Source organism: Polaromonas sp. C04, assembly GCF_002002705.1.
Taxonomy (GTDB): Bacteria; Pseudomonadota; Gammaproteobacteria; order Burkholderiales; family Burkholderiaceae_C; genus Rhodoferax_A.
In genome coordinates, this window is sequence record NZ_MUNS01000022.1 from 187907 (window position 1) to 208360 (window position 20454).

20 protein-coding genes and 3 pseudogenes are annotated in these 20454 nt (G+C 65.5%); 10 read left to right on the forward strand and 13 right to left on the reverse strand.

Annotated elements, in window-relative coordinates; all coding sequences use genetic code 11:
• Positions 1–110: 110 nt before the first annotated feature.
• Positions 111–965: pseudogene (locus B0E49_RS20835) on the reverse strand (hydroxymethylglutaryl-CoA lyase); the annotation flags it as partial.
• 131 nt (positions 966–1096) lie between these two features.
• On the opposite strand from B0E49_RS20835, the gene B0E49_RS04670 reads away from it, so the two are divergent.
• Positions 1097–2005 (forward strand): LysR family transcriptional regulator, encoded by a 909-nt coding sequence (locus B0E49_RS04670; protein WP_077560878.1) that lies wholly within the window; start codon positions 1097–1099, stop codon positions 2003–2005.
• An 8-nt stretch (positions 2006–2013) separates the two neighbouring features.
• On the opposite strand, the gene B0E49_RS04675 is transcribed toward B0E49_RS04670, so the two are convergent.
• Positions 2014–2907 (reverse strand): dienelactone hydrolase family protein, encoded by an 894-nt coding sequence (locus tag B0E49_RS04675; RefSeq protein ID WP_077560800.1) that lies wholly within the window; start codon positions 2905–2907, stop codon positions 2014–2016.
• 143 nt (positions 2908–3050) lie between these two features.
• On the opposite strand from B0E49_RS04675, the gene B0E49_RS04680 reads away from it, so the two are divergent.
• From B0E49_RS04680 to B0E49_RS04700, 5 genes are all read left to right on the forward strand, one after another.
• Positions 3051–3740: a substrate-binding domain-containing protein gene (locus B0E49_RS04680; RefSeq protein WP_144264443.1), complete on the forward strand. Its 690-nt coding sequence runs from the start codon at positions 3051–3053 to the stop codon at positions 3738–3740.
• 8 nt (positions 3741–3748) lie between these two features.
• A complete protein-coding gene (locus tag B0E49_RS04685; protein ID WP_077560801.1) occupies positions 3749–4162 on the forward strand; it encodes a DUF1801 domain-containing protein in 414 nt (137 codons plus the stop codon).
• 11 nt (positions 4163–4173) lie between these two features.
• Complete coding sequence (locus B0E49_RS04690) at positions 4174–5034, forward strand: class I SAM-dependent methyltransferase (protein ID WP_077560802.1); 861 nt, start codon at positions 4174–4176, stop codon at positions 5032–5034.
• 73 nt (positions 5035–5107) lie between these two features.
• A complete protein-coding gene (locus B0E49_RS04695) occupies positions 5108–5521 on the forward strand; it encodes a DUF1398 domain-containing protein (RefSeq protein WP_077560803.1) in 414 nt (137 codons plus the stop codon).
• 53 nt (positions 5522–5574) lie between these two features.
• Complete coding sequence (locus B0E49_RS04700) at positions 5575–6222, forward strand: FABP family protein (protein ID WP_077560804.1); 648 nt, start codon at positions 5575–5577, stop codon at positions 6220–6222.
• 112 nt (positions 6223–6334) lie between these two features.
• On the opposite strand, the gene B0E49_RS04705 is transcribed toward B0E49_RS04700, so the two are convergent.
• The 4 genes and pseudogenes from B0E49_RS04705 to B0E49_RS04715 all read right to left on the reverse strand — a co-directional run bounded on the left by B0E49_RS04705 (position 6335) and on the right by B0E49_RS04715 (position 11986).
• Positions 6335–7087, reverse strand: a complete 753-nt coding sequence (locus tag B0E49_RS04705; RefSeq protein WP_077560805.1) for a tyrosine-protein phosphatase — start codon at positions 7085–7087, stop codon at positions 6335–6337.
• A 42-nt stretch (positions 7088–7129) separates the two neighbouring features.
• Positions 7130–8212, reverse strand: a pseudogene (locus tag B0E49_RS20675) (type ISP restriction/modification enzyme); the annotation flags it as partial.
• 15 nt (positions 8213–8227) lie between these two features.
• Positions 8228–10258 carry an Eco57I restriction-modification methylase domain-containing protein gene (locus B0E49_RS20680; RefSeq protein WP_217349215.1) on the reverse strand — a complete coding sequence of 677 codons (2031 nt, stop codon included), beginning with the start codon at positions 10256–10258 and terminating at the stop codon, positions 8228–8230.
• Between the two features lie 354 nt (positions 10259–10612).
• Positions 10613–11986 carry an MFS transporter gene (locus tag B0E49_RS04715; protein WP_077560806.1) on the reverse strand — a complete coding sequence of 458 codons (1374 nt, stop codon included), beginning with the start codon at positions 11984–11986 and terminating at the stop codon, positions 10613–10615.
• Between the two features lie 243 nt (positions 11987–12229).
• Between B0E49_RS04715 and B0E49_RS21050 the strand changes: the two are divergent.
• Both B0E49_RS21050 and B0E49_RS21055 read left to right on the forward strand, forming a co-directional pair.
• A pseudogene (locus tag B0E49_RS21050) lies at positions 12230–12395 on the forward strand (LysR family transcriptional regulator); the annotation flags it as partial.
• Between the two features lie 62 nt (positions 12396–12457).
• Positions 12458–12670 carry a hypothetical protein gene (locus B0E49_RS21055; RefSeq protein ID WP_502688695.1) on the forward strand — a complete coding sequence of 71 codons (213 nt, stop codon included), beginning with the start codon at positions 12458–12460 and terminating at the stop codon, positions 12668–12670.
• A 33-nt stretch (positions 12671–12703) separates the two neighbouring features.
• On the opposite strand, the gene B0E49_RS04725 is transcribed toward B0E49_RS21055, so the two are convergent.
• Positions 12704–13549: a class III extradiol dioxygenase family protein gene (locus tag B0E49_RS04725; RefSeq protein ID WP_077560807.1), complete on the reverse strand. Its 846-nt coding sequence runs from the start codon at positions 13547–13549 to the stop codon at positions 12704–12706.
• Positions 13550–13570: 21 nt separating this feature from the next.
• The gene (locus B0E49_RS04730; protein ID WP_286137802.1) at positions 13571–13921 is read right to left on the reverse strand and encodes a protocatechuate 4,5-dioxygenase subunit alpha; all 351 of its coding nucleotides are present in this window, start codon (positions 13919–13921) and stop codon (positions 13571–13573) included.
• Between the two features lie 77 nt (positions 13922–13998).
• On the opposite strand from B0E49_RS04730, the gene B0E49_RS04735 reads away from it, so the two are divergent.
• Positions 13999–14913, forward strand: coding sequence for a LysR family transcriptional regulator (locus B0E49_RS04735; RefSeq protein ID WP_217349216.1), 915 nt, complete (start codon positions 13999–14001; stop codon positions 14911–14913).
• Here the strand turns inward: B0E49_RS04735 and B0E49_RS04740 are convergent.
• On the reverse strand, positions 14874–15770 hold the full coding sequence (locus B0E49_RS04740; protein ID WP_286137804.1) for a helix-turn-helix domain-containing protein: 897 nt from the start codon (positions 15768–15770) through the stop codon (positions 14874–14876). The genes B0E49_RS04735 and B0E49_RS04740 overlap by 40 nt on opposite strands.
• A gap of 110 nt (positions 15771–15880) precedes the next feature.
• Between B0E49_RS04740 and pobA the strand changes: the two genes are divergently transcribed.
• Positions 15881–17053, forward strand: coding sequence for a 4-hydroxybenzoate 3-monooxygenase (pobA, locus tag B0E49_RS04745; protein ID WP_077560811.1), 1173 nt, complete (start codon positions 15881–15883; stop codon positions 17051–17053).
• Positions 17054–17111: 58 nt separating this feature from the next.
• Here pobA and B0E49_RS04750 read toward each other — a convergent pair whose 3' ends face one another.
• From B0E49_RS04750 to ligA, 4 genes are all read right to left on the reverse strand, one after another.
• Positions 17112–18116 (reverse strand): aldo/keto reductase, encoded by a 1005-nt coding sequence (locus B0E49_RS04750; RefSeq protein ID WP_077560812.1) that lies wholly within the window; start codon positions 18114–18116, stop codon positions 17112–17114.
• A 75-nt stretch (positions 18117–18191) separates the two neighbouring features.
• A complete protein-coding gene (locus B0E49_RS04755) occupies positions 18192–19145 on the reverse strand; it encodes a Gfo/Idh/MocA family oxidoreductase (RefSeq protein ID WP_174571064.1) in 954 nt (317 codons plus the stop codon).
• On the reverse strand, positions 19145–19999 hold the full coding sequence (locus B0E49_RS04760) for a class III extradiol dioxygenase subunit beta (protein ID WP_077560813.1): 855 nt from the start codon (positions 19997–19999) through the stop codon (positions 19145–19147). Before B0E49_RS04760 ends, B0E49_RS04755 begins: the two co-directional genes overlap by 1 nt.
• A gap of 1 nt (position 20000) precedes the next feature.
• Entirely contained in the window at positions 20001–20453 is a 453-nt protein-coding gene (ligA, locus tag B0E49_RS04765; RefSeq protein WP_077560814.1) for a protocatechuate 4,5-dioxygenase subunit alpha, read from the reverse strand.
• Between the last annotated feature and the right edge of the window lies 1 nt (position 20454).

A 20454-nucleotide genomic window follows, 5' to 3' on the forward strand; every position in this document is an offset into this window, starting at 1 on the left:
GCTGGGGGAAGGCTGGGATGGGGGCTGACTTTGGCCAGGGTTTTCGGCAGGCCGGCCTTCCAGAGCGTACCGTGCAGGGTTTCACCGTCCAGCCAGCCGGCCACCTGCTGGCGCAGCGCAAGCAGCGCCGACAGGTCCACGCCGGTGGCGATGCCCATGCTGCGCAGCATGTAGGCCAGGTCTTCGGTGCTGACGTTGCCGCTGGCCCCGGGCGCATGCGGGCAGCCGCCGATGCCGGCCAGGCACGCGTCAAAGCGCGTCACGCCGGTCTGCAGCGCCGCATACACATTGGCCAGGCCCAGTCCGCGCGTGTCGTGGAAATGGCCACACCAGAGCCGGTCGCCGACCAGGGCGCGCGCCTTGCCGAACAGGCGGTGCACCCTGGCCGGGTCGGCGTAACCCACGGTGTCGGCCAGGCTCACACGGTCGGCGCCGGCGTCGAGCAGGGCCTGCATCAGGCGCAGCACCTCGCCCTCCTTGACTTCGCCCTGCAGCGTGCAGCCAAAGGCCGTGCCGACGCCGCCTTCCAGGATCATTTTCGAGCCCGCGGCATCGCGCGCGGCGCGGATGCGGGCCACCTCCTGCACCACCTCGTCGGGCGTCTTGCGCAGATTCGCCAGGCTGTGCGCGTGGCTGGCCGACAGCGGCACGATCATCAGGTCGGCGCCGCTGTCGATCGCGCGCCCGGCGCCCTTGAGATTGGGCACCAGCACCGAGACGAACAGCCCCGGCAGGTTTTTGGCAAAGGTCACCAGCTCGGCCGTGTCGGCCAGTTGCGGCAGCAGCCGCGCGGGCACGAACGAGCCGACCTCGATCTCGCGCTGGCCGGCCGCATGGGCGGCGCGAATCCACGCCATCTTCTGCGCGGTGGGCAGCACGCGGGCAATGCTTTGCAGGCCATCGCGCAGACCCACCTCGCGGATCGTGGCCTCGCGCGGCAAGGGGAAAGGATCAGAAGCGGCCACGCGGTGTCTCCGGGCAGTTGGGTAAGGAATGGGCGCAGTTTAGAAATTCCTTGATGATTCACAAAATCAATTTTGGAAACCTTAAGATTCCCAATTGGAACTTCATAAAATCTTGGCAAAAGGAATTTGCCATGCGCGACCTCGACCTGACCACCCTGCGCCTGTTTGTGACGGTGTGCGAGACCCGCAACATCGCGCGCGCGGGCGAGCAGGCCAGCATCGTGGGCTCGGCCATCAGCAAGCGGCTGGCCGCCCTGGAGGACACGGTGGGCACCCCGCTGCTGCTGCGCCGGCGCCGCGGCGTCGTTCCCACCCCCGCGGGCGAGACGCTGCTGGAGCACGCGCGCGCCATGCTGGCCAGCGCCGACCAGATCGAGCGCGACATGGCCGCCTATGCGGCCGGCGTCAAGGGGCAGGTGCGCATCCTGGCCACGGCCTCGGCGATCGCCGAATCGCTGGCCGACGACGTGGCGGCCTTTCTGACCGATCCGGCGCATCGCGACATCCAGATCGACATCGAGGAACGGGTCAGCAGCGGCGTGCTGCGCGGACTCAAGGAAGGCAGCGCCTCGGTCGGCATCTGCTGGGACAACGCCGACCTGGAGGGGCTGCACACCCACCCCTGGCGCAGCGACCATCTGGCCGTGGTCACGCCAAAGGCGCATCCGCTGGCGCGCCACAAGACCCTGCGCCTGGCGCAGGCGCTGGGCTACGAGCAGGTCAGCCTGCCGCCATCGAGCGCGGTGCGGATCATGCTGCAGCGCGCCGCCGCGCGCACCGGCCAGTCGATCAAGTACCGCGTCGTGGTGGCCACCTTCGAGGCGGCGCTGCGCGTGGTGCGGGCCGGCCTGGCCATCAGCGTGCTGCCGGTCGAACTCGCGCAGCCCTACGCCGCAGCCTTTGGCCTGGCCATCATTCCGTTGACCGACCCCTGGGCCCAGCGGCGCTTTGCCATCTGCGTGCGTGACGAAGCCACGCTCTCGACCGCCGCGCGGCTGCTGGTGGCGCACCTGGCGCGTTGCGGCGAGCCGCAGCCGTGACCGCGCGCTCAAGGCGCGAGCAGCCCGACCCTTTTCACAAACGCGTCCAAAGGCGTCCGCCACATCGGCCCGCCGTGCAGCAGCAGCTGGTGGCCGTCGTAGCCTTGCACCGGCCCGGTCGTCACCAGCTCGGCGTCGCTGCCGCCGGCCTGGTACGCCTGAAACCAGATGCCCGGCATCTTCGGCCCCCAGTACTGGTCGTTCTGCGCGTACAGCCACAGGCTCGGCACCCTGGCCTGCCGGCCGAACTGGCGGTAGGTCTCGGTCAGGTGGTCCGGCATGCAGCTCCGGCCCGGCGAGCTATGCGGGTTGCCGCCGGCGCCCCCGGAAAAATTCACCGCGCCGACCACGCCCGGCAGGTTCAGCGCCGCCGTAGCGATCGTGGTCATGCCGCCCACCGACTGGCCCTCCAGCAGGATGCGGTCCTTGCGCACCCAGGGCTGCTGCAGCGCCCATTCGTAGGTCGCCAGCACCGTGCGCCGCGCATGCTCCGCCGTGCGGGTGTAGTCCGGGTTGCCGAAGCACTGCGCGCCGCGCCAGTGGGCACCGGAGTCCTCGACGTCCGCACCACCGGTCTCGCCATAACCCGGGCGTTCCGGCGCCACCACGGCCACGCCGCGGCGCAGCCAGTAATTCCCATGAGCGACCGCGACAGGGTCCCGCAGCCGGGCGCGACCCACGGATGAGCCGGCCCGGCCGTGCGAGAAGATGACCAGCGGAAACGGGCCTGCGCCGGCCGGCTTGTAGAGTTCCGCGACCACCTCGGTCGGCTTGCCGTCGATCAGCAGCGACAGGCGGGCAACCTCGGGCTGGGCCCGCGGGGCGGATGTCTGGACCGGCGGCGATGCGGCACAGCCCAGAACCAGCAAAGCCCCCGCCAGACAGAGCATACGAATGCGCATAAGCAGTCTCCATCGCAGTGGCGCGACTATACCCACGCCGCCACATTGCGCGCATCGGCGCAACTCGCGCCAGCGCCGGCGGGCTGTGCTTAAATAATCTCTTTCGGCGCCGGACCCGGCCCGCAACGCATCCAAGGTGGCCCATGGCATCCAACATCAGCATCATTTCATCGATGGCGACCCGGCAAGTGCTGGCCGACCTTGTCGCCCAATTCCAGCAGACCTCCCCGCAGCAGGTGAGCGTCGAGTCGGTGGGCGGCGTCGACGCGGCCCGGCGCGTGCAGGGCGGCGAGGCGTTCGACGTGGTCGTGCTCGCGGCCAATGCCATCGACAAGCTGATCGAAGCGGGCAGGATCGTGCCCGGCAGCCGGGTCGACCTGGTCCATTCGGGCGTTTCCATCGCGGTGCGGGCCGGCGCCGCGCGGCCCGACATCGACTCCGAAGAAGCCGTCCGGCAGGCGGTCCTGGCGGCACGCAGCCTCGGCTACTCGACCGGCCCCAGCGGCCTGCACCTGGCGACGCTGTTCGAGCGCTGGGGCATCGCCGACACAATCAGGAGCCGCATCGTGCAGGCGCCGCCCGGCGTTCCCGTGGGCTCGCTGGTGGCCAGGGGCGAGGTCGAACTCGGGTTCCAGCAGTTGAGCGAGCTGATTCACCAGGAGGGCATCGATGTGCTGGGCCCCCTGCCGGCGGCGATCCAGATCGTTACCACGTTCTCGGCGGGCCTGTCGGTCACGTCGACACAGGCGCCAGCGGTCGGCGAGCTGCTCGACTTCATGGTCTCGTCCGCAGCCGCCGACATCAAGCGGCGCAATGGCCTGGAGCCCGCCTGACCAGGAACATGAAAAAGCCGGACGCGAACCAAGGCCAGCCGGCACCGGAGCTCATCTCGCAAAGAATCGCCGAACTGGCGGACTGGCGCGGTGAAGCCCTCGGCAGGATGCGCAGGCTCATCTGGCAAGCCGACCCGGGGGTCGTCGAGGAGTGGAAGTGGATGGGTACGCCGGTCTGGTCGCACGACGGCATCCTCTGCACGGGCGAATCCTACAAGGACAAGGTGAAGCTGACCTTCGCCAAGGGCGCGTCTTTGGAGGATCCGGCCCGACTCTTCAACGCGAGTCTCGACGGAAAAGTACGCCGCGCGATCGACATCTTTGAGGGCGAAGACGTTGACGAGTTCGCCTTCAAGGCGCTCGTTCGCCAGGCGGTTGCCCTCAACAGTTCCGGCAAGTCGAAACCTTCGAAGAAGGCGTAGCCTTCAGCATCATGCAGAAAAAGCAAATCGAGGCCCCAGACAACACGGCGGTGCGGGTCGCCCTGTGGCGAGCCCTGCATCTTGAGGTCGACGCACCGCCGCACGTGTTCGTAGACAAGATCGGCCTGCAACTGGCGGCCCCGATGGAAGACTGGCGCGGCCGTCCGGACATGGATCCGAAGGGCACCAGCCTCTTTCGCGCCTCCATCGTCGCCCGTGCCCGCTTCATCGAGGATCTGGTCGTGGAACAGACGGGCCATGGCGTCAGCCAGTACGTCATCCTTGGCGCCGGCCTGGACACCTTCGCCCAGCGCCGGCCGGAGATCGCCTCCGGCTTGCGGATATTCGAGGTCGATCCGCCAGGCCCGCAGGCCTGGAAACAGCGGCGCTTGTCCGAACTCGGCTTCGGCGTTCGTTCATTTCTGCGCTTCGTGCCAGTCAACTTCGAGGCGGGCGACGCCTGGTGGGAAGCTCTGGTGGCGGCTGGCTTCGATGCCGGCCAGCCGGCGGTCGTGGCCTCCACCGGCGTCAGCATGTACCTCACCCGGGACGCGATTGCGGCGACGCTGCGCCAGGTCGCGGCGCTCGCCCCGGGGTCTACGCTCGCCATGACGTTCCTGCTGCCTTTGGCACTCATGGCACCTGAAGTGCGGCCCGGATTTCAGATGGCGGAGAAAGGGGCACGCGCCAGCGGGACGCCTTTCATCAGCTTCTTCACGCCGGCGGAGATGCTGGCACTGGCCCGCGAAGCCGGCTTCAAAGAAGTCCGGCACGTGCCCGCCACCACTCTGGCCCGACGCTACTTCGCGGGCAGGACCGATGGCCTGCGCCCGCCAAATGACTCGGAGGAACTGCTGGTGGCGACGACTTGACAGTGGTAAATATACGGCTCCACCAAGGCATTCCAGCCGGCGTTAGACCTCGGATAGTGCGAAAGGAATCTTCATGAACGATGCCATCGAGAACCTGAAAACAGCCCAACAACGGGGAATGGCTGGACGTCCGAAGACAGGCGGGTTTCCGTATCTGGCCGAGACGCTCCGCAGAGCAGGCATCACACGAAACCTCTGGTTTTTGCCTGCGTGCCAAAGCGTCTACCTGACCGAAATGGGCCCGGTGGCAGTCCAGGGCACGCCATTGATCGACGGCATGGCCGATGTGCCACCGTTCAATCGCGAGGCGCTCATCGCTGCATTGCGGACGGATCAATCGGGACGCAGCACATTTCCGGAATTCCTCATGGCCAGCTGGAAAGCCGGCGTCGTGAAGTATGACGTCGACCTGGTCGGACGGACCTGCACTTACTATGGGGTTGGTGACGAGGCGTACGTCGAAACTTACCCTGAAGTTGAGGTCTGAGACGAGCTGCGCAGGCCCATATCGTTCCCTTTCCTCACCTGGAGTCCTTGTCAATGCATCGCTACCCCGCAGACATCTACACCGAAGCCGAACCGGATGCCGACACGCTGGCCAACCTCGGGCCGCTGACCCGCATGGCCGGCATCTGGTCCAGCGCCGGCGGCGAAGACGTGAGTCCCAAGCCTGACGGCCCCGAGCATCAGCGGTTCGTCGAGCGCTACGAACTCCAGCCGATCGACGCCCAGACCAACGGGCCGCAGCTTTTCTACGGGCTGCGCTATCACACGCAGATTTTCAAGCCGGATGATCCGGAGACCTTTCACGACCAGGTCGGCTACTGGCTATGGGAGCCCGCCACGCACGCCCTGCTGCTGACGCTGTCTATTCCCCGCGGCCAGACCGCGATGGCCGTCGGCCAGGCAAGCCCCGATGCGACCTCATTCACGTTGGAGGCCGTGCGCGGTTCGCTCACCAACGGCATCGTCTCCAACCCTTTTCTCGAGCAGGCATTTCGCACGGACCGCTACACGATCAAGGTCGACATCCACGCGGATGGCACGTGGTCGTACGAGCAGGACACGCTGCTGACCATCCCCGGCCAGAGCGAGGCGTTTCACCACACCGATCGCAACCGGCTGCGCAAGATCGCCGAGCCCACGCCCAATCCGACGGCGCTGGCGGCGCAAAAGGCGGCCAAATAGCCGTCTCACCTCATGGCGGCGTCTGTCGGTGACGCGCCCGATTTTGAGGTCAAATCGGCCTGTAGCCCTTATCCCACCTGCGCTAGCAGCTATGTTTTTGGAAGCGCCGCGGCTAACCCGGCGGCTGAAGATACAGCGCCGCCAGCCGCTCGCGCTCCCTCAATCCCACACCCAGCGCCTTCTCGAGGTACGCCGGGACGCCGCCGTAGTCGGCCTCGACGGCGTGCAGCGCCGCGTCCAGAAAGTCGGGTTGCACGCGCCACAGCACGTCCAGCACCTCCTGCGGCGCACGGCCGGGGGCGCTGCCGTGCGGCATGCGGAACAGCTCGTTGGTCAGCAGGTAGTCCTGCATCACCACGGCGCGCGGCACGCCCAGCGCCAGCAGGATCATCGCCGCGGCGAAACCGGTGCGGTCCTTGCCGGCCGTGCAGTGGAACACCAGCGGCGCGTCGCTCTCCAGCAGATCGCCGAACAGCGCCGCAAAGCGCGCCGCGTTGTCGTGCACGAAACCGCGGTAGGTCTGCTGCATCAGGCGCACCGTGTCCTGGGGCGTGAGCTGGTGGCCGGATTCCAGCAGCTCCTTCAGGCGCTGCACCACCGTGGGCTCGATCGGCAGCGCATGCACCGCGACACCCGGCAGCGCATACGGCAGCGCCGCGCTCTCGGCCTCGCCGCGCAAGTCGTAGGCGCGCGCCAGGCCCAGGCTGGACAGCACCGCCACGTCGTCGGGCGTCAACGCGGCCAGATGGTCCGAGCGGAACAGCCGGCGCCAGCGCAGCGGCCGTCCGTCCTGGCCGGCATAGCCGCCCAGGTCGCGGAAATTGGTGGCGCCAAGGAGATTCAGGGAACGGGTGGGGTCTGACATGGGAGGTTATAGGTCGGGTCGGGTTGGGTTCGGGTCGTTCGGTTAGCGGCGGGCGCTCTTCATCGCGTCCACCAGTTTCACCGTTTCCACGCTCACCGTGGTCACACGCGCCAGCAGGTCGATGACCTTGTCCTTGTAGTCGGCAAAACGGTAGGTGTCGAATTTTTCGCGGATGGTTGGGTCCCTGGGTTTCTTTTCCTTGTACTGATCGAGCACCCAGTCGAGCGCGCAGCGATTCCCGAGCTTGTAGGTCCAGGCCTCGGGCGGGATGCCGCGCAGCGTGGTTTCCGAATCGAGCGTGATGCTGCCAGCCGCCGGGTCGGCGCGCAGCAGGGCTTTGGGCGCCAGACCGGCGGCGCGAGCCCGGGCGTCGGGTGTATCGGTGCGCACGAGCGGGAACGGCTCGATGCTTTCATAGCCGATGTGCAACGCCATCAGCGCCTCGCCCCAGCGGGCCCATTGCCAGAAGTCGGCGGCAGATGTGCCGTACAGCGGAATGCGCGGGAATTCGCGCTTGAGGTTCTGCGCGTACTTCTCGCGGTACACCGGGTCGTGCAGCACGGCGTAGCAGTAGTGAAAAATGGCTTCCTTCGTGATCTTGCGCGCGCCGGTTTTACCCCCTCTCCCGCTGGGAGAGGGCTGGGGTGAGGGCTCCCCGCCCTTGTAGCGGGCCGTGAACTGCTTGAGCGCCCAGTCGGTGATGTTGTCCGCGCACTCGCCGGTCTTGCTATAGCGATACATCGGGAAATAACTCGCACCAGAACCCGCGCCAATTACATGAAGATCAACAGGCACCCCCGACCCAAGAAGTGAGAACGGCTTGGGTGTCGAAATTCCAATCATGCAAATCAACGGATTTGGCTGCTTGGCACCTGCCGGATAAAACTCATCAATGCCTGACCGACGGTCGATGAACAAGGAAGAATCAAAAAGGTAATGCGGCGTGAATGGTCGATAGGTAACAGTGCGAAAACTGGAAGAGTCGAACGCCGCTTTCTTGCCCGACTTTAGTCGGAGCTTCAAGGCTTCGGACCATTTGATGGACTCATCAAAAATCGTTGCTGCCGGTGAATGCTTGTTGAATTCTTTAACCAAGTATTCCGTTTTATCAATCAACGACTTTCGTTCAAAATCGTAGAGTCAATCATCCCGGGCTGTATTGATTCCAAGTGCGTACGATTTGAAAATGGCCTTTTCGAGTGTTGGCTTTATTGTCCCTCTCACTTCGTCACTGGCAAGCAAGAGAAGCTCGTCGAAATCGTTGTTCGTCAGGTTCACCCAGTTCGCCGATTTGTCGGGTTGCACTTCGTCGAAGTCGAGGCTGCGCATCGTGTGGCTGGCCAGGAACGCAAGCTTTTCTTCGGCGGTTTCCATCTCGGGCCGGCGCACGTAATGCACGCGGGCGAGGCGTTTGTCCTTCGTGCCGCTGACCTTCTTGACCATGAAGCTGATCGCCACGCCGGTCTGGATGCCGAACACGTTGTGCTTGGTGCCGCTGAGCTTGGGATTGGCGCGCACGTCGCCGCCCAGGTCCACCACGTAGATGTCGGCAAACTCCTGCGCCACGGTCTTGCGGAAACCGTCGAAGGTGCGGCTCTCGATGAAGCTGCGGTTCGTCACAAACGCCAGCACGCCGTTCTCGCTGAGCCGGTCGCTGGCCCAGCGGAAGAAGCGCGCGTACATGTCGTAGAGCTTGGTTTTTTGCGCCGTGCTCTCGGCGATGTAGGTCTGCTTGATACGCGCGTCGATCTGCGGGTACTCGCGGTTCTTGTTGTTGTCGTTCTCGTTGGCCTGGTTCGCGTTGTACGGTGGATTCCCGATGACGACGCTGATGCGGCGGCCGTTCTGGCGCTTGATGCGGGCGACGTTTTCCTCGCTCACGCTGCCGAAGATGTCGGCCGTGGTGCCGTGCACGGCGGTGTGCAGGCCCACGTTGTCGAGCGTGTCGACGAAGCACAGATTCGGAAACTCCTCGTAGCTGCCGGTGATGGCGGCGTAGGTCGATTCGATGTTCAGGTTGGCCACGTAGTAGGGCAGGATGGCGACCTCGTTGGCGTGCAGCTCGTGCGCGTATTTGTGCGCCAGCTTTTTCGGCTGGCCGCGAAAGTGCTCCAGCAGCTCGCAGATATAGGTGCCCGTGCCGGTGGCCGGATCGAGGATGTCCACGTCCCTGTCGATCAGGTTCTTGCCGAAGTGCTTCTCGCACAGCCAGTCGGCGCCGTCGATCATGAAGCGCACGATCTCGCCCGGCGTGTAGACCACGCCGAGCCGGTCGGCGGCCTTGGTGTTGTAGACCTTGTAGAAGTTCTCATAAATGACCTTGAGGAAGGTCTGCTTCTCGCCGTGGCTGCCGATTTGCGCGGCGGCGGCGCGGATGGCGGCGTAATAGGTTTCCAGGCCCTTGAGGGTCTGCTTCTTCAGCGCGCCGGTGAAGAACGCGCCTTCCAGCGCGTACAGCTCGCGCGCCACGTTGTTGTGCTGGTGGAAGTCGCTGTCGTCAAACACCTTGGCGAAGATTTCGTCGGTCAGGATGTGCTGGATCAGCATCTCGCGCACGTCGGCATCGGTGAGCGCGGGGTTGATGGCCTCCTGCGCATGGAGCAGAAACTTTTCTTCGGCCTGCCGAAAGCTGGCGTTGGCGTCGTGCGCGCGCTCGATCATCTGGCGCAGCGCCTGCAGCACGGCGGGCAGGTCGGTCTTGAACTGCTCGACGGCGGCACGAAAGCCCGCGATTTCGGGCCGCTCGAAGCTGAAAAAGAGTTTCAGCAGCTTGCCCAGCGCCTCGGTGTCGGTCATGTCGCAGCGCAGCACCTCCTGGCGGTTTTGCCACAGCACGGCGGTGGCGTCGTCGCTGAAGATGATGTTGTCCTGCGGGTAGCCTTTTTTGAATTTCTTGCTGACCTCGGCATCGAGGTCGTCGTCCGCGTCCTTGGCTTCCCAGTAGCCCAGCGGCATGCGCAGCTCGTGCAGGAGCGCGCCATCGACGGCAATGTTGGTCCTGGTAGCGGTCTTGAGCGGGTATTCGGCCAGGAAGATCAGGTCGTGCTGACGGCCCCAGGCCTTGAGCAAATCCTTGAAGGCCTCGCGCACGATGGTTTCGCGCTGGCTGCCGCTGGCCTTTTTGATGACATCGAGTTGACGGAGATAGTCGTTGATGAGAAGTTGGCTCATGGGGCTCCCTGTTCAACCGATTCTAGGGGGCGCCACGGCCTGGAGCCGGCCTGACGCGCACAGCTCGCAGCAGGGTGCGGGCGGTGCGTCGGCTCAGACCGCTTCGAGCGCCAGCAGGCCGGTGGCGGTGTTGGAGATCGGGACGTGGTCGTTGTAGAACACCCCCACAACAACTGATCGAACGCGGCAAGCAGCGCACCGAGCGCCACCTCAAGTCCCGACTCGATCCGACCAAGACGCTGGCCAGCTTAGCGTTTGGCGAGGTGCCGCTGCTGTCCAAGGTCCACGTGATGGCGCTGTCCAGTGGCGACTCCTGGCTTCAGCGCCGGGTCTGGCCGCGCCGGCGCGCGCGCTTCAGTGGCCGAGCGCCTCACCCCGGGATGAGGCGCCGGCCGACCCTTTCTCGGGGTGCGAGAACTGCTTGACCAGCAGGGCCAGTGCCGCGATCAGGCCCGGCACGGCCAGCACGGTGAAGATCCCGGACAGGCTCATGTGGCGACGCGACAGTTCGGCCACGAGGAACGAGCCCGCGATGCCGCCGAAGCGGCCGATGCCCAGCATCCAGGCCACGCCCGTGGCGCGCCCCTGCGTGGGATAGAAGCCCGCGGCCAGCGCCGGCAAGGACGACTGGGCGGTGTTCATCAAGGTGCCTGCGATGAGCACCACCAGCACCAGCGCGCCGACGCTGCCGGCCGTCTGGCCCATCGTGTAGACCGCCACCGCCGTGAGCGCAAAGCCCACGGCAATGATGCGGTTGCCGTTGAAGCGGTCCATCAGCCAGCCGAAGAAGATGGCGCCCACGCCCCCCAGCGGGAACAGGGCCGAGATGAGCGTGGCCGTCCTGGGCGCCAGGCCGGCGTCCTTGAACAGGATGGGCATCCAGTTGATGAGCGCGTAAAAGATCACCAGCCCCATGAAATAGGCCAGCCACAGCATGAGCGAGCCCACGGCGTAGCTGCGCGAGAACACGACGCCCAGGCCGCTCTTGCCCGGCGCCACCTGCTTGGTTTCACTCATGACGAACGACCCGGCATCAGCCGCGCTGGCCGAGATGCGGGCAAGTACCGCGCGGATGCGCTCGACCGGCCGGCCCTTGGCGACCAAGTAGCGCACCGACTCGGGCAGCAGCAGGAGCAGCAGCAGCGTGAGCACCAGGGGCGTCACGCCGCCCAGCAGCAGCACGCTGCGCCAGCCCCACTGCGGAATCATCCAGGCGGCCAGGAAGCCCCCGAGCGCCGCACCTAGCGGAAAGCCGCAGAACATGGTGTTGGTCAGGGTCGCACGGCGCTGGTCCGGGCAGAACTCGCTCATCAGCGTGACCGCGTTGGGCATCGCCGCGCCGAGCCCGACGCCGGTCACGAAGCGCAGCACCGTGAGTTCGCCCAGGCTGGTCGAAAAGGCCGACGCCAGGCAGGCCACGCCGAACACCAGCACAGACACCACGAGCAGCCGCTTGCGGCCGAAGCGGTCCGCCAGCGGCCCGGACGACAGGGCGCCTGCCGCCAGGCCGAACAGCGCGGCGCTGAGCACCGGCGCCAGCGCGGGCTTGGACACGCCCCACTCGCCGATGAGCGAGGGCGCGATGAAACCAATGGCCGCGGTGTCGAAGCCGTCGAGCATCACGATGACGAGGCACAGGCCGAAGATCGTCCACTGGAACGGCGAGAACCGATGGTTGTTGATGAAGGTCTGCACGTCAATGGTGCGGGCGCGGGGAGTCTGGGTCATGGTCGTCTCCTGTCGTTCGGCGGGCCGGGCCTTGCGCGACGCTGGCGATCGCAGCAAGCGGCCGGTTCGCCGTGGGGGCCATCGCTCGCCCTGCATGAACGGACGCGGCGCGATGGTCTTGCGTGATGGATTGTGGCCGTCCGGGTGCCGAAGAAGAAGTGGGCGAAAAGACTATCAGCTATATCATTTAGGCATGGCGAAATCAACGATATTCAATAATTGCTTGATATGGATTAAAGACAAATCGAGTATTTCGTGCGGGTCGCCGAGTTCGGCAGCTTCACGCGCGCCTTCGTCGTGCCGAATGTGGCGCAGCCGGCGCTGAGCCGCCAGGTGCGGCTGCTCGAGGTCGAGCCGCGGCATCCTGCACCAGGTCGAGCGCGCGCGAGGAGCTGGCCGGGTGCGCGGCCCCGATCACGCTGCGCGAGCTGGCGGGCGATCCTGCTCGTGATCCCGACGCGGCCCAGCGCCATGCGCATGCTGGTCGAGTCCGAACTGGCGCGACTCGGCTGGCGGCCGCGAAGTCGGGCCACCATTGCCGAGGTGTTCCGCATGGCCGAAGAAAACCGTGAAGGCAACCGTTTCTACGACTTGGCCGAAAAGCGTAGCGGCCTAGGCAAACTGCTTAGCGCGCCAAGGTGTCTACGACATGGGCACGTTTCACATTTCCGCGAGGCTTCGTGAAGATCGACCAGGCCGTCTTGGCCCCACGGCGGCTCAGACCGCTTCGAGCGCCAGCAGGCCGGTGGCGGTGTTGGAGATGGGAATGTGGTAGTTGCTGTGCACCTTGCGCAGGCTCGAGGTGCCGCCGGCGCTCAGGGCGCCGCGCATGGCCACCCACATCAGCAGTTCCACGCCCTGCGTGCCGGTCTTCTCGACCAGTTCGTGAATGCTGTACTGCGTCACCCACTCGGGGTTGGTCAGCAGGCTGTTCATGAACTGCAGGTCGAACGCCTTGTTGATATGGCCGGCGCGCTCGCCGTCGAGCTGGTGCGACAGGCCGCCGGAGCCGATCACCAGCACCTTCTTGTCGCTGTCCCAGGACCGGATCGCCTCGCCGACGGCCCGGCCCATGGCGTAGACGCGGCGTGCCGAGGGCAGCGGGAATTGCACGGTGTTGATGCAGACGGGCACGATCTGCACCGGGCAGCTATCGGGCCAGAGCAGCTTGAGGGGCAGCGTCACGGCGTGGTCCACCAGCATTTCCTGGCAGGTCACGATGTCGAACTCCCGCTCGATCAGCGTATTGATCACATGCCACGACAGGTCCTGCTGGCCCTGCACCGGTGGCAGCGTGGGGATGCCCCAGCCTTCGTCGGCGCTGTTGTATTGCTGCGCCGCGCCGACCGCGAACGTGGGCATCTTGTCGAGAAAGAAGTTCAGGCCGTGGTCGTTGTAGAACATCACCACCACGTCGGGCCGGGCCGTGTCCAGCCAGTCGCGGATCGGGGGGAAGCCGTCGAAGAACGGTTTCCAGTACGGGTCCTGCTGCAGGTTCTTGGCGATCGCACCGCCGATGGCGGGAATGTGGGAGGTGCCCACGCTGCCGATGAGTTTTGCCATGATGTTGGTCCTGTTGACGGTTTACGGGTGGGCCGCCGCGCGCAGCTTGGCCCGGAATTCTTCCTTGCTCATGCCGGTTTGCTGGGCACCGATGTCCTGCATGTCCAGCCCGAAGATGCCGGCAAACTTGGCCAGGTAGTAGGCATTGCCGCCAGCGGCGATCAGATCGAGCACGTTGCGCGCGCGGATGGCCGCAGCCTGCTGCTCGTTCAGGCCGTATTGGCGCATGTAGGCCTCCTCGTCGGCCTTGAACGCCTCGCGGTTCCCGGCCGAATTGAACGAGAAGCACATCTTGTTGAGCGCGTAGCCTTTTTGCGCCTGCACGCCGTCGAACGGCGTGGTGCCGGGAATTTTGGGAAGCGGAGTGGTCACGTCAATCTCCTGAGTTGGAATCTTGCTACACCCGCAGTATTGCGGCCCCATTGCTAAAGATAAACAGATGAATGATCATGGGATGTATGAGTAAATTCGATTGGTCAGATCTCGACGCGCGGCTGCTGCAACTGCTGGTGGCCGTGGTGGAAGCCGGCTCCATCACCGGCGCGGCGCTGCGGCTGGGCGTCACCCAGTCTGCCGTGAGCCACCTGCTGGACAAGCTGCGCGGCATCACGGGCGACGCGCTGTTCGTCAAATCGGGGCGCGGCATCGTGGCCACCGCGCGGGCCGAGGCGCTGGCCGCGCAGGCGCGCGAGCTGCTCGGCGAACTCGAGCGCTTTGCGCGCTCCGGCGAGTTCGATCCGGCACGCTGGCAGACCACCTTCACCATCGCGGCGAACGATTTCCAGCGCGACGTGCTGCTGCCGTCCCTCGTGGCGCGGCTGCGCGCGCAGGCGCCGGGCGTGGCGCTGCGCGTCATCCCCTCCGACGTGCCGACGCTGGAGATGCTGCGCCACGAGCACTGCCAGCTCGTCGTCAGCCCGCGCCCGCCCGAGGGCAGCGACATCCTGCAAAAGCGCCTGTTCGAGGACCGCTACCGCGTGTTCTACGACCCGGCCGTGCGCGCCGCGCCGCGGGGCCGTGCCGACTACCTGGCGGCCGACCACATCACGGTGCTGTACGAGCCGCGCCGCGCGCTCGACCTCGACCAGTGGCTGGCCGCGCGCGGCGTGCAGCGCCGCTTCGCCGTGATGGTGCCGGGCTTCGCCGGCCTGGGCGCCTTCCTGCGCGGCAGCGACCTGCTGGCCACCGTGCCCGGCCTGCTGCAAGCGCACTCGCTGCGCGGCCTGGCCAGCGCCGAGCCCCCCGTGCCCTGCCCCGCCCTGCCGATGTACATGATCTGGCACGTGCGCTACCAGCACGACGCCGCGCACCGCTGGCTGCGTGATCAGCTCGAGGCGGTGGTTGGCGCGGCAGCCGCGCCATGAGGTCCGGCAACCTGGTTCCTGAAGGTTCGAGGAGACACGCCTGCCGCGCGCGTGAAGACGCGACTGAAATGGGCCGGGTCGGCAAAGCCCAGTTCGTAGGCGATGGTTGAAACACGCAGGTTGGTATAGGCCAGCTTGCGCCGGGCCTCCCGCAGTACCCTGGCGTTGATCCGTTGTGAGGGGGCTTCGCCCGTCGCCGCACGGACGATGCGGCCCAGGTGCGTTGGCGAAATGGACAACACCCGCGCATAGTTGGCCACGCCCCAGTGTTGCAGGAAATGCTCTTCCACCAGGGCCTCGAAGCGTTCGAGGAAATTCATCTGCTCCGACTTGGCATCGGCCGGGCCGGATTGCGAGACGGTGCGCGCCACCAGCCCCAGCAAGGTGGCACACAGACTGCGAAGAATCAAGGCGCGGGCGCTCGTCAGGCTGTTGAATTCGTGCCAGATTTGCTGCACGAGTGCGCTCAACCCAGGCTCGGCGGGACAGACCAAAGGCTGCCCCAGCGTGTATCGCACGTCACCGACGCCCGTCAAAATGAAGTCCAGCACCTCGTCGGCCAGTGTCACCACAAAGCCTTGCGAATCCGGCTCGAAGGAGAACGCATGGACGATTCCCGGTGGCACGTTGATCAGCGTCATCGGCCCGAATGGGTAGGCGCCGCCGTCCAGATGGGCCACGCCGGCACCCGCCTGGAACAGGATCACCTGGTGCAGCCTGTCGTGTCGGTGCGGGGCGAGTTCCCAGTCGTAGAGCGACGAACGCGCGGCAATCGTCTCGCAGTGCACAACGTCCGGCAACAGCGTGGACTCCCCGAACAAGCCCTGGGACAGAACGATGCCGTTGTGTAGCTTCATGTTCGAATCGTACAAGTACTGGACGTATTTGGGCATTGATGGCGCGTCGCCTTGCACATATTCTTGCCTTGTTCAACCTCGCATCGGACCTATTCATTTAGGAGACTTCCATGAAAACCAGCGTATGCATCATCGGCGGCGGCCCTTCCGGGCTCCTGCTCTCCCAGCTCCTGCACCTCAAGGGCATCAATACGGTGATTCTGGAGCGGCAAAGCCGCGAGTATGTTCTCGGGCGTATCCGCGCCGGCGTGCTCGAGCATGGTTTTGCGGAGTTGATGCGCGAAGCACAGTGCGGCGAACGGATGGACCGCGAAGGCGAAATTCACGAAGGTTTTTTCATTGCCCACGATGGCACGCAGACCCGGGTCGATCTGCACAAGTACAGCGGCGGCAGTTCTGTGGTGGTCTACGGCCAGACCGAGTTGACCCGGGATTTGTACGAGGCGCGGGATCGCATGAAGGGCGTCGTCATCCACAACGCCGAGGACGTTCAACTCCACGATCTCAAGTCGGGCAGCCCCTGGGTGACTTACCGCAATGGCGATGACATCGTGCGCATTGACTGCGACTTCGTCATCGGTGCCGATGGCTTTCATGGCGTCAGCCGCAAGTCCATTCCGCGCGACGTGCTCCAGGAGCATGAAAAGGCCTATCCCTTTGGCTGGCTCGGCGTGCTGTCGCGCACGAAACCTGTGTCGCCCGAGTTGATTTATGCCAGGCACGAGCGCGGTTTTGCACTGTGCTCGCTGCGCTCGCAAACGCTCAGCCGCTATTACATCCAGGTGCCCTTGAGCGATTCGGTGGAGGATTGGACCGACGACCGGTTCTGGGCCGAACTCAAGCGCCGCCTGCCAGCAGACGTCGCGGCACGTCTCATCACCGGCCCGTCCATCGAAAAATCCATAGCGCCGTTGCGCTCCTTTGTGGCCGAGCCGATGCGCTATGGCAACCTGTTCCTCGCGGGAGACGCCGCGCACATCGTGCCGCCCACCGGCGCCCGCGGGCTCAACAGCGCCGCATCGGACATCTACTACCTCTACCACGCGCTGATGGCGCACTACCAAAGCGGTGACGATTCGGGGCTGGACGGCTATTCCGCCAAGGCGCTGGCCCGTGTCTGGAAAGCCCAGCGCTTTTCCTGGTGGATGACAACGATGCTGCACACGTTTCCGGACAGCACCTCTTACGAGCAGAGGCTGCAGCAAACCGAGCTGGACTACCTTTTCTCGTCGGACAAGGCGATGGGCTCATTGGCCGAAAACTACGTCGGCCTGCCTTTCTGAGACGCCGGGATCTGCCGGGGGCACTTCCCCGATCCGCACGCCGATGCCGAATGGCGCGTCAGAAAGTCTCGGTATCGACTTCGCTGGCGCTCTGCGCGCTATAACGGGCGCCGGCCACGGTCTTCTGGTTGATCAGGGCCTGCAGGCGCGCCAGCACATCGGCGCCGAGGGTGACCTTGTCGGCGCCCAGATCTTCCTGCAGATGCGCGACGCTGGTGGTGCCGGGAATGGGAATGATGTGTTCGCCCTGGTGCAGCAGCCAGGCCAGCGCGAGCTGGGCCGGCGTGCAGCCGGCTTCCTGCGCGATCGCGTGATAGGCCGGCAGCAGCTTGAGGTTGGCGGCATGGTTGTCGGGTGCAAAGCGCGGCATGGCGCGGCGGATGTCCTTGGCCTCCAGCGCGTTCACGTCGATCGCCGCGCCGCACAGAAAGCCGCGCGCCACCGGGCTGAACGCAACCAGCGCGGCGCCGAGTTCGCGGCAGGCCTGCAGCACGGCGATCTCGGGGTTGCGCGTCCACAGCGAGTACTCGGTCTGCACCGCGCTGATCGGGTGCACGGCATGCGCGCGGCGCAGCGTGGCGCTGGAGACTTCAGACAGGCCGATGGCGCGGATCTTGCCGGCGCGCACCAGCTCGCTCAGCGCGCCCACGCTGTCTTCGATCGGCACTTTCTTGTCCCAGCGGTGCAGGTAGTACAGGTCGATCACGTCGGTCTGCAGGCGGCGCAGGCTGGCCTCGCAGGTGGCCTTGATGGTTGCAGGCCGGCCGTCGATCACGCGCACCAGCTTGCCGTCGCCGGCCACGTCCACGCCCTGCATGCCGCATTTGCTGGCCAGCGTGAAGCGGCTGCGGTGTTGGCCCAGCACCTTGCCGACCAGGGTTTCGTTGGCGCCGAAGCCGTACAGCGCGGCAGTGTCGAACAGCGTGACGCCCGCGTCCAGTGCGGCCAGCAGCACCCGCTCGGCCTGCTCGGGTGGGGGCGGCACGCCGTAGGCATGGCTCAGGTTCATGCAGCCCAGGCCGATGGCGGAGACGGTGAAGGGGCCGAGTTGTCGTGTTTGCATCTTAATTTCTCAACAAAAAACGCCCGCAGCCCATATGGTACGGGCGCGGGCAGCTATTGAATCAGGAGCGTCCGCTCAGCGCAGCTGCCGCTCCAGCTGGTCCAGCACCTGGTAGCACGGAAGCACCTGCGCCACGCTGGAGTTCGGCTCGCGGCCCTCGCGGATGGCGGCGAAGAACTCGCGGTCCTGCAGCTCGATGCCGTTCATGGACACGGCCACCTTGGACACGTCGATCTTCTCGTCCTTGCCCGTGAACAGGTCGTCATAGCGCGCAATGTAGGTCGCGGTGTCGCCGATGTAGCGGAAAAAAGTGCCGAGCGGCCCATCGTTGTTGAAGGACAGGCTCAGCGTGCAGATCGCGCCGTTCGCAGCCTTGAGCTGGATGCTCATGTCCATGGCGATGCCGAGCTGCGGATGGATCGGGCCCTGCACGGCGTTGGCCTGCACGATAGCGCTGCCGGCCTGGTACGCGAACAGGTCCACCGTGTGCGCGGCGTGGTGCCACAGCAGGTGGTCGGTCCAGCTGCGCGGCTGGCCCAGTGCGTTCATGTTGGTGCGGCGGAAGAAGTAGGTCTGCACGTCCATCTGCTGGATGTTGAACTTGCCGGCCTCGATCTGCTGGTGCACATACTGGTGGCTGGGGTTGAAGCGGCGCGTGTGGCCGCACATGGCGACGCGGCCGCTCTGGCGTGCCAGCGCCACCACGGCTTCGGCCTCCTTGAGGCTGTCGGCCAGCGGAATCTCGACCTGCACGTGCTTGCCGGCCTTCAGGCAGGCGATGCTCTGCTCGGCATGCATCTGCGTGGGCGTGCACAGGATGACGGCGTCCACTTCGGCCAGCGCGAGGCTGTCCGCCAGATCGGTCGTCACGTGGCCAATGCCGTATCTGGCGGCGACTTCCCTCGTCTTGTCCAGCTCCCGGCTGACCAGCGAGACGACTTCGACGCCGTCGATGTTCTTGATGCCGTCCAGGTGCTTGATGCCGAATGCGCCGGCGCCCGCGAGGGCGACTTTGATGGTTTTGGACATTATGGATTCTCCAGAATCAGGTGGCCGACGGCCGTGTTGGATGCGGGGACATGGTAGAAGCGGTGCGCCACCCGGGGCGGCTTGCCACCGGCCACGTCGGCCATGGCGCCGCGCGCGATCAGCCACATCACGAGTTCGATGCCCTCGCTGCCGGCTTCACGCACGTAGTCGATGTGAGGCTTCTTCGCCAGCGCCGCGGGGTCGGCGATCAGCTGGTCGAGGAAGGCGTTGTCGAATGCCTTGTTGATGAGACCCGCGCGCGGGCCCTGCAGCTGGTGGCTCATGCCGCCCGTGCCCCAGATCTGCACATTGAGCGGCTCGTCATACGACTCGACGGCCTTGCGGATGGCCTGGCCCAGGTTGAAGCAGCGCTGGCCGCTCGGCACGGGGTACTGCACCACGTTGACGGCAAACGGGATCACCGGGCAGGGCCAGGCCTGCGGCTGGCCGCACAGCAGCGACAGCGGCACCGTGAGGCCGTGGTCCACGTCCATCTTGTTCACGATGGTGAGGTCAAAGTCCTGCTGGATCACCGACTGCGCGATATGCGAGGCCAGCTCCGGGTGGCCGATCACGGTGGGCACGGGCCGGGCGCCCCAGCCCTCGTCCGCCGGTTTGAACTCGGCGGCCGTGCCGATCGCGAACGTGGGGATCATGTCCAGGCTGAAGGCGGTGGCGTGGTCGTTGTAGACCAGAAAGATGACATCGGGCCGGTTGTCCTTCAGCCACTGCCGGGATGACTCGTAACCCTGGAACACCGGCTGCCAGTAAGGTTCATGGGTCTTGCCCAGGTCGAGCGCGGCACCGATCGCCGGGATATGCGAGGTGTAGACGCTGGCGGTGATTCTGGCCATTTCAGATACTCGCTTTCTGGCCGCTTCGGCCTGCCTTGCCCTGGGGCTGGTGCTGCGGCTGCGCGTCGCCGTCTTCGCCGGTGCGGCGGTTGCCTTCGACCGAGCGGCCGCCGTGGATCATCATGTCGCGGTACTCCTCCTCCGTCATGCCGGTCATGCTGCCGGCCATCTGCTGGAAGCTCTTGCCGTCGGTCGCGCCGATCTTGGCGAGGAAGTAGATGTTGCCGCCCAGGCTGATGCATTTGTTCAGGTCGCGCGCGAGCACGGCCTGCTTCTGCGCCTCGGTCATGGGCCACTCGTCCAGGTAGGCCCGCTCATTGGCCTTGAAGCGTTCGCGGTTCGCGGCCTGCATGAGCGACATGCAGAACTGGTTCAGGTGGTAGCCCTTGCGCGATTGCTCGGCATCGAAGATGGTGGTGCCCGGAACGTCCAGATACGGTTTTTCGAGTGACATA